The following is a 14,985-nucleotide window of genomic DNA, read 5'->3' on the forward strand; positions in this document are numbered from 1 at the left end:
CTTTTCTTAAACTAAGTGTAAAAATGATTGTCCTGGTGTCACTTGTTTTTCTTCTGTCTCAATGATATCGCTAAATTCACCGGAATTGGTAATAATCACAGGTGTTGTGACAGACAGTCCTGCTGCTTGAATGGCCTCAATATCAAACTCCGCAAGCAGTTCACCTTCTGTAATCGTTTGGCCCTGCTCAACCTTCGGCGTAAAATGTCGGCCCCCAAGTTGTACAGTATCCAGTCCAATATGAATGAGTACTTCTGCTCCGCTTTCAGAGGTGAGACCGTATGCATGTCCTGTCGGAAATACCGTTGTCACGACTCCAGTTACTGGTGCAAACAGCTTGCCTTCTGATGGAATAATGGCTGCGCCCTTACCTAATGCGCCAGATGAGAAGGCTTTATCTTGCACCTCTTCTAGCTTGATGACTTCGCCAGATAAAGGACTTTTCACATGAGCCGCTTTGACACCATGTTCATTTTCAGATGCTGGTGCAGAACTAGCTGCAGGAGCATCTTCTTCATCCACAGGATCTTTGAATCCAATCAAATAGGTTAAGACGATTGAAAGGACAAATGAAACGGAAATTCCGATTAAGAACCCTGTAAATCCTTGACCATAGAAGATCGGAAGTGTCAGTAAACTCGGAAGACCTGATGCGATCGCAATACTTTGTGAATAACCGATAATGGCACCACCCACACCGGCAGAGATAACCGCTGCAATAAATGGTTTTTTCAAACGAAGTGTGACGCCGTATACAGCAGGTTCTGTAATTCCAAATACAGCAGAAACCGCTGTCGATCCAGCTAATGATTTCAGCTTTTTATTCTTTGTTTTCAGCATAACACCGATTGAAGCACCGGCTTGTGAAAATACAGCTGGCGCAGTAGCCGGCTTAATATGATCTTTTCCATGAACCGCAATATTATTTAAAATGACTGGCACAAGCCCCCAATGGATACCGAAGATCACAAGAACCTGCCATGCCATCGCAATTAAAGCACCGGCAAGTGTAGGGCTAAAGGAGAATACTTTCAGCAGGACGGCTGCAATTCCGTTCCCTGCATACACACCAAATGGTCCAAATACGATCAGTGTCAGTGGAACGACCGTGACCAGTAAAATCAGTGGTGTAATAAAATTTTTCACACTTTCATGAATGACTTTGTTAAAGAAACGTTCGATATATCCCATCACAAACACTGCCAAAATAATCGGGATAACCGTTGATGTATAAGACATTAAGACAACTGGAATGCCGAAGAACGACACATCTCCGCCGCCTTTTGTGAGCTCTTGAATAGTCGGGTAGATCAGTGCACCTGCAATCGTCACAGCGACAAATGGATTCGCTTTAAACTTCCTAGCAGAAGTGAATGCGAGCAGCAGCGGCAGGAAGTAGAACAAGCTGTCTGATGCGGCAAATAAAATTTGATACGACGTATCTTCAGGAGATAACCATTTTGCATTGATACAGATGCCTAGAAGTCCTTTTAAAATACCGGCACCCGCCATGACACCTAGAAGCGGTGTGAAAATTCCAGAAACAATGTCGACGAATTTTCCGAAAAGACTTGTACTTTCTTCACTTGATCTAGCAGATGAAGAAGTGGAATCCTCTAATAGATTCGTAAACTCCCCAATCTCTCGATATACCTCTGGTACGGTGTTGCCAATGACCACCTGAAACTGGCCGCCGCTTTCCATGACAGTCACCACACCATTTAATTTTTCAATAGCCGCTTTATCTGCTTTTGATCTGTCATTTAATGTGAAGCGAAGTCTTGTGGCACAGTGAACCAATGAATGAACATTTTTCTCTGTCCCGATATGTTTGATAATGTCTTCTGCTAATTGACGATGACTCATACAAAAACCCCCTTTTTTTCAAAAAAATACGTTTTTAGGCAAAATAAAAACCTAAACGGGCACCAAAAATAGTCGCAACTTGCTATTGCGCTTTTTCAGTGAACGTTTAGGTTTTGCCTGCCGAACAGTCACAATCCTCTAAGACGATCATTGTGAAATCGTATTCTTTTATGTTTATGAGCAAATAGTACCACTCACTTTTTATGATGTCAACGCTTTCTTTTAAAATTCTATCTTTATTTTTCTCGTTTGATGAGTCGATTCAAATGAATCGATAGATAGAGCATCTCCTCTGATGTCAGGTCGCGATGATACGTTTGATACACATATTCTGCGATTTTCTTTGCGCAATCGTACGCCTTCGGATATTTTACTTTAATCAGCTGATATAAATCTTGATCTTCATTGACGAGTAACGTTTCGTTGATGAGACGCTGTACGAAAAAGCGTAAATGTGTGAGAAAACGATAAAAGTTGAGCGAGTCTTCATCAAATTCCATGTTCAAATGATATTTCACAATGGTCAGTATGGCATTCACTTCTTTCGTGATATTGACCGTTGTATTCATGTCTTCATTGAGCTCTGCATTAATGATATGCATGGCAATAAAGCCCGCTTCATCTTCATGCAGTTCAATATGAAGACGATCTTCAATCATCTCAAGGCATTCCTTTGCCACGAGAAATTCATCTTTGTATAAACGTTTAATCTCCCAAATCAGCGAATTCTCAATCAAGTGGTTTTTCTTTAATCGTTCAATGGCGTAATGAATATGGTCTGCCAGCGATACATGCAGACTTTCGTTTAATCTTCGGTTCAGCTTTGTATGTGCGTATTGGATCATTTCCTCGGTCACCTTGACGACATCATACGGAACCTCTTGAAGCAGCATTTTCATCCGCTCATGAACGGAATGATCCTCTAGGCGGAACACTTTATCAATTAACGTCTCGTCCACCGGGTCGCCGGGACGTCTTTGAAAAGCGATGCCTCTGCCCATGACGACGATTTCTTTTCCTTGTTCATCTATCACACTAATGACATTATTGTTTAGAACCTTTTGAATCTGCATCTCCAAACACCTCCGTCTATAACCAGCCATCTACACTCAAAATATGCTCTCATCTTAACACAACTGTCAAATCACTTGGCATTTTTATCTGACTTTTGAAATAGATTTCACGATATTTTTACTTTTTTCTTGCTGGTCTGATCCTCCCTCGGTCTGCATACAATACCCCGAGGAGGTGACCTTCGATGAAGGCTTTTTTCTGGTCAGCATCTTTTTTATTCATGTTCATTCTGACACTCTTTATTCTAGGTATTGTTTTTTGGCTCAGTGGACAAGGCATAGATCAACTATGGAGATATTTGTTCATCTCTCTTGTCACAGCGGCCGTTCTACACGGCATCACCACTTGGCTGAAGCGACATGTCATGCATAGCTCATCAAAATAAAACAGGCTGCCCGCAATGTTCAGGCAGCCTTCATACTTTATTCCTTGGATGATGCGGCTTCTTTTTGAGAAGCACGCAGTTCATCATTGATTTTTTTCGCATCTTCTAAAAACTCTGTTTCAAATCCACTTTTAAGTGCCCACATATAAAATAGCAAGGCCACAACTGCAATGAGTGCCATATCCCAGCCATAATGAATGACATTGTAGCCGCCGAATTTATCACTGCCAAGACAAGAAATCGTCATCATCACAAGTAGATACACAACCATCCAAGCACCTGCTTTAAAGTTACGGCCAAAGCCCTTCCACTTCGCTTTTGCTTGATAGTAAAAATAGATGGGAAGACCAATGAGAATAATGAACAGCACCTGTCCTGTTAACGGCCATCTTGCCCAATACAGCGTCAATGATGCAAAGACAAAGCCTAAAGGTGCAATGATACTGAGTCCTTTTATTCGCAATGGACGATACAAATCTGTCCCTGTCTTTCTAAGCGTCATGACCGTAACAGGCCCTGTCAGATAGGAAATCAGCGTCGCTACTGAGATAATTTCAGCGAGTACGCCCCAGCCTCTAAATAAAAACAGAAAGATAAACGATACAGCTAAGTTAAAAAACATGGCTGGACGAGGCACGCCGTAAATCGGATGCAAACGGCCAAGCACACTCGGCAAGTATTTGTTTTTTTCCATCCCATAAATCATACGAGACGTCGTCGCCGTATACGTAATCCCTGTGCCAGAAGGTGACACAAACGCATCTGCATATAAAATCAGAACAAGCCAGTTAATCCCCAGCGCAATGGCAAGGTCAGCAAATGGCGAGTTGAAATTCAAATGCCCCCAGCCATTCACAATCATTGATGGATCGACAGCGCCAATAAAAGCGATTTGCAGCAGCACATAGATGACAGTTGCAATGAAGATCGATCCAACAATGGCAATTGGAATCGAACGGCCTGGATTTTTCGCTTCTCCTGCCATATTAATCGGGCTTTGGAAGCCATTAAAAGCAAACACAATCCCTGATGTTGCGACAGCTGTGAGCACACTCGCCCAGCCGTTCGGCGCAATACTTGTTCCAGAAGTAAAATTCTCACTATGAAATCCTACGAATAAGAGCGCACCAATTGTTAATCCTGGAATGACGATTTTAAAAATCGTAATGAATGTATTCGCCTTTGAAAACAACCCAACTGTCCAATAATTGAGCAGAAAATAAATCACCAGCAGCACACTTGCCACCATGAGCCCCTCGGTCGTCAAAACCCCTTTTGTGACCAAATGGCTTGTCCACTTTGCCCACTCCCAAGGCCATGAGCTCATGTATTGAACGGAGGCAACTGCCTCAACAGGAATCACTGAGACAATCGCAATCCAGTTTGCCCAAGCGGCGATAAATCCAATAAAAGAGCCATGTGAATATTGCGTATATTTGACCATTCCGCCTGCCTCTGGAAACATCGACCCGAGTTCACTATAAGACAATGCGATAAATAAAATGACAACCATCCCAAGCAGCCAAGACAAAATAGCTGCAGGGCCGGCAATTTGCGCGGCACGCCAAGCACCAAAAAGCCATCCTGACCCAATGATTGAGCCAAGCCCTACCATCATTAAAGCGAAAGTTCCCATTCTACGATGCAAATGATTCATGTTCATAACACCTTTCAATTAAAATACCAAACATGTGTCGAGCAAGCGTCTTTCTTTCATAACAGTTCATTTTTCATTCCACCTGAAAATATTTTCTAATCTAAACCTTTACCTTTGTTCATTTTTCCGCCTGTTATATTATCTCTCAATTCTTCATTTTCTGATATAGTCGAACATGCTTATTTCAAAAGAAAGCGCCTTTTCAACTGTTCAATCTATTAGACTGATTAACTATCTTTACCCTTATATTGAAAAAAACAAAACAAAAAGGAAAGAGGAAATGTCTTCCTTTTCCCTTCTGAACATGTATCATGCAAAGAAAAAAGGATAAAAGGGAGACCCTTTTATCCTTATGAGACCACTTGTTCTTTTTCAATCACAGCTAGTCTTTCTTGAACTTCTTCTTCAGATAAATTGTGCTGTTTTACATATAGGTTCCGCTCGTTTGTGCGGCATTCATGACTGCAGCTGCGCATATATTTATGCTCACTTTCTTCAGTTGCAATCAATTTGCGGTTACATGCAGGGTTCGCGCAGTTCACATAACGCTCGCAAGGTTCGCCAGTGAAGAAATCTTTTCCGACAACTACATGCTCTGTTTGGTTGACCGGCACGGTTAAGCGGTTATCAAACACATAACACTGACCGTCCCATAGCTTTCCTTGGACTTCCGGGTCTTTTCCGTACGTGACAATTCCTCCGTCAAGCTGGGATACATCTTCAAAGCCTTCACGCTTTAACCATCCTGAGAATTTCTCACAGCGTACGCCGCCTGTACAATACGTCAGGATTTTTTTCCCTTCAAGAATCTCCTTGTTGTCACGAATCCACTCAGGTAATTCACGGAATGTCTCAATGTCAGGGCGCACAGCACCTCTGAAGTGACCGACATCAAACTCATAATCATTACGTGCATCAATCACGACCGTATCAGGTGATTGCATTTGCTCGTAAAATTCAACTGGGCTGAGATGTTTCCCCGTTAATTCTAGCGGATTCACATCATCTTCAAGACTTAAATTCACCAATTCATTTCGATGGCGGACGTGCATTTTCTTAAACGCATGACCATCTGCTTCGTCAATTTTAATCGGCATAGACGCAAAGCGTGGATCTTCTTTTAATGCTTGCATGTACTTGTCCGTTTGCTCAATGGTTCCAGAAACAGTTCCGTTCAAGCCTTCAGATGAAACAAGAATACGCCCTAACAAACCAAGCTCCTTACAGAATGCTAGATGCTCTGCTGTAAACGTCTCTGGGTCCTCAATGGGGACATATTGATAGTAAAGTAAAACGCGATATTGTTTTTCCATATATATAAACACCTCTTAAATTTAATGAAAATATACCATTGTTTATCATACAGGAAATACATACCTAAAGGCAATGTCAGCGGCTTAATTCCATAAATCGGAAGGGTTTATGCTAGACATTTGGGTGAGCTTGATGTCGACGTATCTCCCTCAAAAAAAACCGCTTGAACATGCGGACAAATAAAAAGCACAGGCATTTCACCTGTACTTTTCATTCCCTTAAAAATCGAAGTTATCTGGATCTGGACCCGTGCGCTCATCTTCATTGAGCTGATCAATGACACTCATCTCATGTGCGGACAGCTCGAAATCAAAGACTTGTGTGTTTTCGATGATTCGGCTCTTCGTCACAGATTTTGGAATCGTGATAATGCCATGTTGCAAATCCCAGCGAAGAATCACTTGAGCCACTGATTTGTCATGTTTTTTTGCGATATCCTGAAGAACGGGATGGTTAAGAAGCTTCCCGCTGCCTAATGGCGACCACGCTTCTACATGAATGCCTTTTGCCTTGCAGTAGTCACGTAAAGGCTCCTGTGTCAGCTTGGGATGCAGCTCAATTTGATTGACCATTGGTACAACTTCTGCCTCTTCTAATAAATCATCTAGATGGTGCTGATGGAAATTACACACCCCAATTGCTCGAACGCGTCCATCCTTATACAGCTTCTCTAGCGCTTTCCATGTCTCTTTATATTTGCCTTCAACCGGCCAATGGATTAAATAAAGATCTAATACATCCAGACCCAGCTTGGCCATACTTGTGTCAAAGGCTTCAAGTGTCGACTCATACCCCTGATCACTATTCCACACTTTTGTTGTAATAAATAGATCATCGCGTGAGATGCCTGATTGCTGAATGGCTTTGCCTACCCCTTCTTCATTTTGATAGGCAGCTGCTGTATCTATGCTTCGGTAGCCCGCTTCAAGAGCGTCTTTAACTGCATTTACAGCCTCATCCCCATCCTTTACTTGCCATACACCAAAGCCTAGCTTCGGCATTTTTACTCCGTTTGCTAATGTGACTGTATCTGTTAATCCACTCATCAAACAAACCTCCGCTTCATTTTTACTTACCAAGCACTATACCCGAATGATGTAGAGATCATGCATGACATTCAATCATTCCTAGACTGAATGGTGTTATTTAAAAAATTGTCCGATATCGACTTGATTCGCATCAACGATTTGGTATTCACTTGTTTGGTCTTTCGTTTTAGAAAAATCATATGTCTCTAAAAAGCTTTGATCATAAAAAGTTAATCCATACATTTCTTTTTTATTCTCGTACACTCTGATCCAATAAGACTCTTTTGAGGCTTTTTTAACTTCGTTCGTTTTCTTTAATGTCATACCCGAAAATTCCTTCAGCAACTTTTGAATATCCTCTTTCTTATCCACAACAACGCGCTCATTATCATGCTCCATTTGAATCGAAGTCACTTTATTTTGATCAATCGAGACCACATCATCAAAAGAATATGTTTTTGCATTAATGAGAAAATAAACACCAATTCCGATTAAAATCACAACAACTAAACCAATCATCCACTTTTTCAACCTAATTCCTCCTTCTATTCACGCCACACCGTTTCCAGCCTTCGTTTTACCGATAAACTCTCCATGATACATCATCCGGCTGCTGCTTGAGGGGCTGTACTCCTTTCACACAACGGAAGTTGCTTCAAAAGACTAACCTGCTCAAGCGTCACTTTCGCACCTTTTACATACATCTCTGTCACATCTGTTCCATGAACATCAACAACAGAAGCCTGCCCTCGTAAAACATCATGGCCATCTCCCCCAATGAATTCTGCGGGAGACCTTGGTGTGGAGAAACCGCCAAGCAGCTCAGGACAAACTGTCATCGCCTTGCCTTTCTGCAGGAGCTCTTCGATTCGCTGATCTAATCAATGGCCGCCATGATCACGGACCTTGACCCCCGCAAGACAAGCACTGACCACAATCATGTATGTTTCTCATTTCTATGTATTGAACGTTTTTTACTGACTTTATAATAAATACATAAAGGCAAATATAATATCGTGTACACCAAAAAAGGCAGCGCACAATAAAAGAAAGCAGCCCAGATGGACCCTTCAACTCCTGTAATACCAAAAAAATAAACAAATAATAACAAGCTGACAAACAATCCAGCGAACGGCATAACGAACACGGATTTTTTAAAATTTTCTAGCATCTTTTTCTCCAATGAGGCGCCCTCCTTTTGATCATGATCACGAATAACGTCAATATATGTTAATTTTACCATATAAAAAACCAAAATCATCTAGTTTATAGAATGATTTCGGTCTTTTTTTATTTATATCTTTTCCTTCCAAGCCATTAAAAAACGCTCAATCACCTGTAATTCCTCTTCATTAAACTGGTGGAGGAATTCTAAATAGGATGAAACTGCCTTTGCATGAAGTTCATCATGTAGCGCCGCCAATTGCGTGCCTTCCTCTGTCAATGAGTAGTAGACGGACTTCTTATCACCTTGACGATGCTTATAGTTTATCATGCCTTTTTCAATCAGCTTTTTCACAGCTTTTGTAATGGCGGGTTTTGATAGTTTTAGTTGTTGTGAAAGAAATGTATTATTGGATTCGTTTGGATTCGCTTGAATCATAGATAAAATATGAAGTTGCGTGAGTGTCCAATCTTGCTTGAGTGTATCAGTCGTGGTAATCAGTGGATCTGTTGGATCATTCCGTCTCTTTTCCCTATGCATAATCAGGTCTTGAATCGCTTTTAAGACAATCTGTTCTTTTGTTTCCATCTGAACCTCCACTATTAACTGATGAATAAAATGGTACTAATAATCAAGAGAGGAGTCAAAAGAAATGTGAATGTGAGAAAAAGAACAGGCCATCGGACCCGATAAGTGAGAGAACTTTTCTACTAGATTATCAAATTCAGCACATAAATAGATCAACACCTGCTCCATCTTTCATTCGCCCTAACACTTGTCCTGTATAGGGATTCACATAGGCAGTATACGTCTCCTCACCTTGACTAAAACCGACTTCAGCTGAACGCCCCTTTCCTTCCCCTGGCTGATATCTCGTTAGCTTGGCATTCGGATAGGCCTCCTTCACCGCCTCGATCTGTTTTGTAGGAGCCATCTTTTCCCCTTCAGCTTTCACATGGTAAAACTTATCATATATCGATTCCTCAATCTGTGGCTTAAACAAATAAATAGCTCCTGTTACAGTAAGCAGCACGAGAATAGGCATAAAAATCAGCCCCGCATAAAAATGCCATCTCCATGCTATTTGATAAAAGGAAGCTGTACCTCTTGAACGCTTCTTTCCCGTCTTCTTCAATCCCATTCCTCCTTGCACCTTTCTCTTTTCAGATTACTGATCAGTCGTACGACAAACAAGCTTGTTGCAAAAAGTAGATGTGAAATAAGAACGAACAAAAAATGAATGTACATTCATTCACCCCTTTGGTACATTTAAAAAAAGGAGCTGAAAAACAGATGGTTCGACCAGGCGATCAATTTCAAACAAGCAAAACCTATACGCATGAAGATGTGATCCAATTTGGCGAGATGACAGGTGATCTTGGCAAACATCATACCGAGCTAGATGATCAAGGCAGGCTCATGGTACACGGTTTTCTCACAGCAAGTCTAGCCACGAAGCTTGGCGGTGAGTTTCATTTTATCGGTCAAGAGATGACATGTACCTTCATACGCCCTGTTTATACAGGTGACACCATTACCTGTCAGATGGCCGTCACCAAGGTAGAATCCCTTGAAAAATACCATCGTGTCCACCTTTTTTCCCGATATATCAATCAGCATGGAGAAGAAGTCATTACTGGTAAAAGCGAAGGTGTGGTTTTCAAAAAATAAAAAGCTGCCTATGATGAGGCAGCTAAACGATCTTATTCTCTTCTATTCAGCGTGATGTCCTCGATCCATATAAAGCGGCGGTCTCTTTAATGAAATCACTGCACAGCTAAAGGCAATCAGCACAAAAACAGCGCCGAATTTAGCCAAATCAACAGATGAACCGGTCATTGTAAACATGACGCCGCCCACTGCTGATCCAATGGAAATCCCAATTTGCAAAGCCGATGTGTTCAAACTCTGCTGAATATCAGACGTCACAGGGTCTGTTTGAATCAAATAGCTCTGCAAAGCAGGTGTCAGTGCCCAGCTAAGAGCACCCCATAGGACAACCATCACCATAAAGAGCATAAACACTCCCGCTGTATAAGGAAGGATAAACATCACAATGGCAAACGCCATGGTCACAAGCAAAATGGCTTTTCCTGATCCTAGTTTGTCACTCAGCCAGCCGCCAAACCCATTCCCGCCAATCGACGCAAGTCCGAAGACCAAATAACAAATACTAATCCAAAACGGAGTCATATGCAGAACTTCCATCAGAAATGGCGTGAAATAAGAATACAGCATATAATGACCCGCAAGCATGAACAAACTAATCAAATGTGCACTGAAAATTTTCGGATGCCCTAAAGAACGAATTTGTTCTTTAAGCGGCGTGACTTTTTCAACAGGCATTTTCTCCAATAGAAAATAAATGAGTACCATGGATATGGCTGACAGAATACTGATTCCTAAAAACATCACTCTCCAGCCAAAGCTCTCTGTAATAAAAATACCGATCGGTACACCGAGAACAAGTGATGAGCTAATCCCAATAAAAATCAAACCTAATGCTTTCGCTCGATGCGTCGGTTCCACCAACTTGGCGGTAATCGTTAGTGATAGCACCACAACAAGCGCCGTACTCATGGCAATCAAGACCCTAGAGATCATGACAAGGGCAAAGGTGGAACTAAAATATGTGAATACATTGCCTAATGTAAAGACCAATAATGCGATTAAATACAGACGCTTTCGTTCGATTTTGGCTGTGACGGTCAGCAGCACCGGTGCTGAAATAGCATACACAATCGCAAATACCGTAATAAGCTGCCCAGCTGTCGCAAGAGACACATTGAGATCCTCTGCTAAACTTGGCAAAATGCCCCCAACCACAAGCTCAACTAATCCAACCGCAAAAGTAGAAACAGCTAATAAATAAACTCTCCAGTTCATGTCTAACATCCCTTCTCTATATCATGGCTTTCACTTTTATACAGGGTGCAGACAAACAAAAAAACCCTGATTACAAAAAAGGAAAGCACGCTTTTGTAATCAGGATTTATCGGATCCTGGTAGAAACCCTCAAACCATATTATTGAGGTTATACAAGTCTATTTTTTTCTTCAAATATATTAGCATAGCCTTACATCACGTGCAAGCTGCAAAAACAGAAAATTCCTGCCAACTTCATTTCCAAGTAAAAGACGCTGGAGAGGCAATAAGCATACCAGCAGCACAACTTGCTTTCTCCCCCATTTACAGGTAAACTGATGAAAAATCAACGAACAAGGATCAACGTAGATCTGGAATAGTAGCTTGAATTGACCTTTAACAGAGAGGGAACGGTGCTGAGAAGTTCCTACTGACATCTTCAAGTGAACCTGCCGATTTAGTTCTGTTTCATACAGCGGTTCATACCGTTATCATGATCGAGTGTAAAGCTGTGCTTTAAATTAGGGTGGTACCACCAGGAATGGTCCCTAACTTAAAGTACAGCTTTTTGTTTTTTCTAAAAGGAGGAAAATGCGATGTCAAAAAAGCAATTTGTTGAGAAAATTAGAAGCATGGAAGACGACTTTGCCCAGTGGTATACAGATGTTGTCACAAAGGCGCGGCTCGTCGATTACTCAAGCGTCAGAGGCAGTATGATCATTCAGCCATACGGCTTTAAAATTTGGGAAAACATTCGCGACGAGCTTGACCGTCAAATCAAAGAAACGGGTCATGAGAATGTCTATATGCCGCTCTTTATCCCTGAAAGCCTGCTGCAGCAAGAAAAGGATCATATCGAAGGCTTCGCTCCTGAAGTGGCGTGGGTAACACATGGCGGTGATTCGGAATTACAAGAAAGACTGTGCGTCAGACCAACCTCTGAGGTGCTGTTCGCTGAGCATTATAAAAACATCATTCACTCCTACCGTGATTTACCGAAGCTATATAACCAATGGGCCAATGTCGTCCGCTGGGAAAAGACAACACGTCCATTCCTTAGAACCCTTGAATTCCTCTGGCAGGAAGGGCACACGTGCCATGAGACTGAGCAAGAAGCGATTGAAGAAACAGAAAGAATGCTCCATATCTATGCTTCTATTTGTGAAGATCTTCTCGCGATCCCTGTCATTAAGGGAAGGAAAACAGAGAAGGAAAAATTCGCTGGTGCCCGCTTCACCTATACAGTCGAAAGTCTGATGCATGACGGAAAAGCCCTGCAAACCGCCACTTCCCACTTCTTCGGCAACGGATTTGCCAAGGCGTTTGGCATTGAATTTTTAAACCGAGAAGGAAAACTAGAGCATGTTCAGCAAACATCATGGGGCTTCACCACAAGAATCATCGGCGCTATGATCATGGTGCATGGCGATGACAGAGGACTTGTTCTGCCGCCACACATTGCACCAACCCAAGTACGTGTTGTGCCAATCGCTTCCCATAAAGAAGGCGTCCTCAATCATGCCTATGAATTGAAGGAACGACTCGCCCGCATCGCACGCGCTGACATCGATGCAAGTGATAAACAGCCTGGCTGGAAATTCAACGAATGCGAAATGCAGGGCATCCCATTACGTGTAGAAGTAGGACCAAAGGATATGGAAAAAGGCCAGATCATGCTCGCAAGACGAGACACAGGTGAAAAGCAAGCCGTCACGTTAGATGCACTCGAACAAACCATCACGTCCACGCTTGATGACATTCAGCAGACGATGTACGAAAAAGCAAAAGAACGATTACATGAAAAAACCTCAAACGCCCGCACAATCGAAGACATCGAGCAGCTTCTTGCCGAAGAAAACAGGTTGATCAAAGCCATGTGGTGCGGCGATGAAGACTGTGAAAACGACATCAAAGAGAGAACAGGGGCGACATCACGCTGTATCCCGTTTGAACAAGAATCCGTTTCTAACACATGTGTCTGCTGCGGAAAACCTGCATCAGATCTGGTGTTCTGGGCGAAAGCCTACTAAGTCATACAGAAAAAAAGAGGAGCATCCTATCTATACGATGCTTCAGATAGATGACAAAGGGCTAAAATGAACTTGATTTTAGCCCTTTGTCTTCTTTTCAGCGTGACCTGAAAACCTTTGCAGTCTAGGAAGCACGAGCACCGGCGCAGGACTGACAAAGAATGCGAGGGTTTGTCTACACGCTGTGCTTCTTTTTTGTTAAAAAGAGTCAAATACCCATTGACCTCATTGACACGATCCCCTATAATTCATATTAATATAATCGGTTTTTAAGACTTTAACTGGAGTGGTGATCTATGAAGCGCTGGCTCTCATTATTTGCCGAACGCTGCCCAAAATGTAAAACAGCATTAGACGTCTCGAAGTCCAATGCCCTGCAAGGCAAAGTCGTGAAAACATGCCCCAACCTTCATTATCAAAAAGAGTATCACCCAGCACTTGAAACATATATCGAGCATGATGACATCAAATAAAAAAGACCAACACATTGAAAAGAGCCATTGCTCTCTCGGTTGTTGGTCTTTTTCTTATAATAAATCCAGCCAGATTTTGATCGCTGTTGCTGTAATCATCACAGCAAGCAGCCATTGCAAATAAACAGCATTTATTCTCTGACCGACTTTCGCACCAATCGGAGCTGCAATCAAACTGGCCACCATTAAAACAACAGCAGGAATGAGCATGACTTGACCAGTCAGCAATTTCCCGGTAGATGCTCCAATTGCAGAAAGAAACGTGATCGCAAGTGACGATGCAATCGTCATCCGGACAGGGATTTTGAGAATAGACAACATCACTGGCACTAAAATAAATGCCCCGCCAGCGCCTAACACGCCCGATACACTGCCGATGACAAAGGCAATACTTGCTGCCAGCCCTTTATGAAAGGTCACCTCTCCACCTGCTTCATCCCGCTGTCCTTTTTTCGGAACAAACATTAAGATGACAGCGACAATGGCGAGCAGACCATAGACCACATTCAACCCTTTCTCTGGAAGGAAATGCGATAAATAGCTGCCTAATAAACTTCCCGCCAATATACTGCTTCCCATATATAAAATCAAAGAACGATGTAAAAATCCGCTTTTTCGATACGCCAGCACACCGCCGAGCGTCGAAAATAGCACTTGAATGGCCCCAATCCCTGAAACCTCATGTGCAGATAGCGCCAGCACACCGACAAGAGGCGGGATATAAAGCAGCATGGGATAGTTGATCACAGATCCTCCTATTCCGACCATTCCTGATAAGAAGGAACCAATAAATCCGATGATAAATAAAGTAATGAAAAACGCAAAATCCACGCTGGTCTCCTCCTTTGCAAAAGGAAAAGGGGCTCTTTAACAGATACCCCTACATCCTTTAGGAACCCTTTCTCACCCAGAACTTCAGCACATCTCCTTCATCCGTCTGTGTGATCAATTCATGCCCGCTTGACTTAGCCCATGCAGCCAAGTCAGCTTTAGCCCCTTTATCTGTTGCATGTATTTCTAATACTTGGCCTTCCGCCAAGTCGTTCATTTTTTTCTTCGTCCGAATAATCGGCATTGGGCACGCAAGCCCTGTTACGTCTAAAATTTGATCTGATGTCATCTGATCGT

The 14,985-nt window shown here is 42.3% G+C and carries 16 protein-coding genes and 1 riboswitch; of the genes, 4 read left to right on the forward strand and 12 right to left on the reverse strand.

From position 1 onward, the window contains the following. Positions 1-6: 6 nt before the first annotated feature. Positions 7-1,866: a beta-glucoside-specific PTS transporter subunit IIABC gene (locus tag BK049_RS06920; protein WP_008343857.1), complete on the reverse strand. Its 1,860-nt coding sequence runs from the start codon at positions 1,864-1,866 to the stop codon at positions 7-9. A gap of 236 nt (positions 1,867-2,102) precedes the next feature. Next, a complete protein-coding gene (gene licT / locus BK049_RS06925) occupies positions 2,103-2,939 on the reverse strand; it encodes a BglG family transcription antiterminator LicT (RefSeq protein ID WP_071168181.1) in 837 nt (278 codons plus the stop codon). 185 nt (positions 2,940-3,124) lie between these two features. On the opposite strand from licT, the gene BK049_RS06930 reads away from it, so the two are divergent. Then, on the forward strand, positions 3,125-3,325 hold the full coding sequence (locus BK049_RS06930) for a hypothetical protein (protein ID WP_071168182.1): 201 nt from the start codon (positions 3,125-3,127) through the stop codon (positions 3,323-3,325). A 37-nt stretch (positions 3,326-3,362) separates the two neighbouring features. On the opposite strand, the gene BK049_RS06935 is transcribed toward BK049_RS06930, so the two are convergent. The 7 genes from BK049_RS06935 to BK049_RS06970 all read right to left on the reverse strand — a co-directional run bounded on the left by BK049_RS06935 (position 3,363) and on the right by BK049_RS06970 (position 9,624). After that, positions 3,363-4,982 (reverse strand): glutamate/serine transporter AimA, encoded by a 1,620-nt coding sequence (locus BK049_RS06935; protein WP_071168183.1) that lies wholly within the window; start codon positions 4,980-4,982, stop codon positions 3,363-3,365. 350 nt (positions 4,983-5,332) lie between these two features. Continuing rightward, positions 5,333-6,295, reverse strand: a complete 963-nt coding sequence (gene trhO / locus BK049_RS06940) for an oxygen-dependent tRNA uridine(34) hydroxylase TrhO (protein ID WP_071168184.1) — start codon at positions 6,293-6,295, stop codon at positions 5,333-5,335. Positions 6,296-6,514: 219 nt separating this feature from the next. Continuing rightward, entirely contained in the window at positions 6,515-7,342 is an 828-nt protein-coding gene (locus BK049_RS06945; RefSeq protein WP_071168185.1) for an aldo/keto reductase, read from the reverse strand. A gap of 96 nt (positions 7,343-7,438) precedes the next feature. Further along, positions 7,439-7,855, reverse strand: coding sequence for a DUF5301 domain-containing protein (locus BK049_RS06950; protein WP_071168186.1), 417 nt, complete (start codon positions 7,853-7,855; stop codon positions 7,439-7,441). A 71-nt stretch (positions 7,856-7,926) separates the two neighbouring features. Then, the gene (locus BK049_RS20090) at positions 7,927-8,163 is read right to left on the reverse strand and encodes a 2-thiouracil desulfurase family protein (RefSeq protein ID WP_244887376.1); all 237 of its coding nucleotides are present in this window, start codon (positions 8,161-8,163) and stop codon (positions 7,927-7,929) included. Positions 8,164-8,618: 455 nt separating this feature from the next. Continuing rightward, positions 8,619-9,077, reverse strand: a complete 459-nt coding sequence (locus BK049_RS06965) for a MarR family transcriptional regulator (RefSeq protein WP_071168188.1) — start codon at positions 9,075-9,077, stop codon at positions 8,619-8,621. A 136-nt stretch (positions 9,078-9,213) separates the two neighbouring features. After that, entirely contained in the window at positions 9,214-9,624 is a 411-nt protein-coding gene (locus tag BK049_RS06970) for a PepSY-associated TM helix domain-containing protein (protein WP_071168189.1), read from the reverse strand. A gap of 158 nt (positions 9,625-9,782) precedes the next feature. Between BK049_RS06970 and BK049_RS06975 the strand changes: the two genes are divergently transcribed. Next, positions 9,783-10,160: a hotdog domain-containing protein gene (locus tag BK049_RS06975; protein WP_071168190.1), complete on the forward strand. Its 378-nt coding sequence runs from the start codon at positions 9,783-9,785 to the stop codon at positions 10,158-10,160. Between the two features lie 42 nt (positions 10,161-10,202). On the opposite strand, the gene BK049_RS06980 is transcribed toward BK049_RS06975, so the two are convergent. Next, the gene (locus BK049_RS06980) at positions 10,203-11,375 is read right to left on the reverse strand and encodes an MFS transporter (protein WP_071168191.1); all 1,173 of its coding nucleotides are present in this window, start codon (positions 11,373-11,375) and stop codon (positions 10,203-10,205) included. A gap of 76 nt (positions 11,376-11,451) precedes the next feature. After that, positions 11,452-11,551: riboswitch (purine riboswitch) on the reverse strand. A gap of 399 nt (positions 11,552-11,950) precedes the next feature. Between BK049_RS06980 and proS the strand changes: the two genes are divergently transcribed. Together proS and BK049_RS19490 are read left to right on the forward strand one after the other, a co-directional pair. Then, a complete protein-coding gene (gene proS, locus BK049_RS06985) occupies positions 11,951-13,384 on the forward strand; it encodes a proline--tRNA ligase (RefSeq protein ID WP_071168192.1) in 1,434 nt (477 codons plus the stop codon). Between the two features lie 296 nt (positions 13,385-13,680). Further along, positions 13,681-13,857: a hypothetical protein gene (locus tag BK049_RS19490; protein ID WP_008359314.1), complete on the forward strand. Its 177-nt coding sequence runs from the start codon at positions 13,681-13,683 to the stop codon at positions 13,855-13,857. A 54-nt stretch (positions 13,858-13,911) separates the two neighbouring features. Here BK049_RS19490 and BK049_RS06990 read toward each other — a convergent pair whose 3' ends face one another. After that, the gene (locus BK049_RS06990; protein ID WP_071168193.1) at positions 13,912-14,688 is read right to left on the reverse strand and encodes a sulfite exporter TauE/SafE family protein; all 777 of its coding nucleotides are present in this window, start codon (positions 14,686-14,688) and stop codon (positions 13,912-13,914) included. 58 nt (positions 14,689-14,746) lie between these two features. After that, positions 14,747-14,977 (reverse strand): sulfurtransferase TusA family protein, encoded by a 231-nt coding sequence (locus tag BK049_RS06995; RefSeq protein ID WP_071168194.1) that lies wholly within the window; start codon positions 14,975-14,977, stop codon positions 14,747-14,749. Positions 14,978-14,985: the final 8 nt, after the last annotated feature.

The sequence above is a fragment of the Bacillus xiamenensis genome (genome assembly GCF_001857925.1).
Lineage (GTDB): Bacteria > Bacillota > Bacilli > Bacillales > Bacillaceae > Bacillus > Bacillus xiamenensis.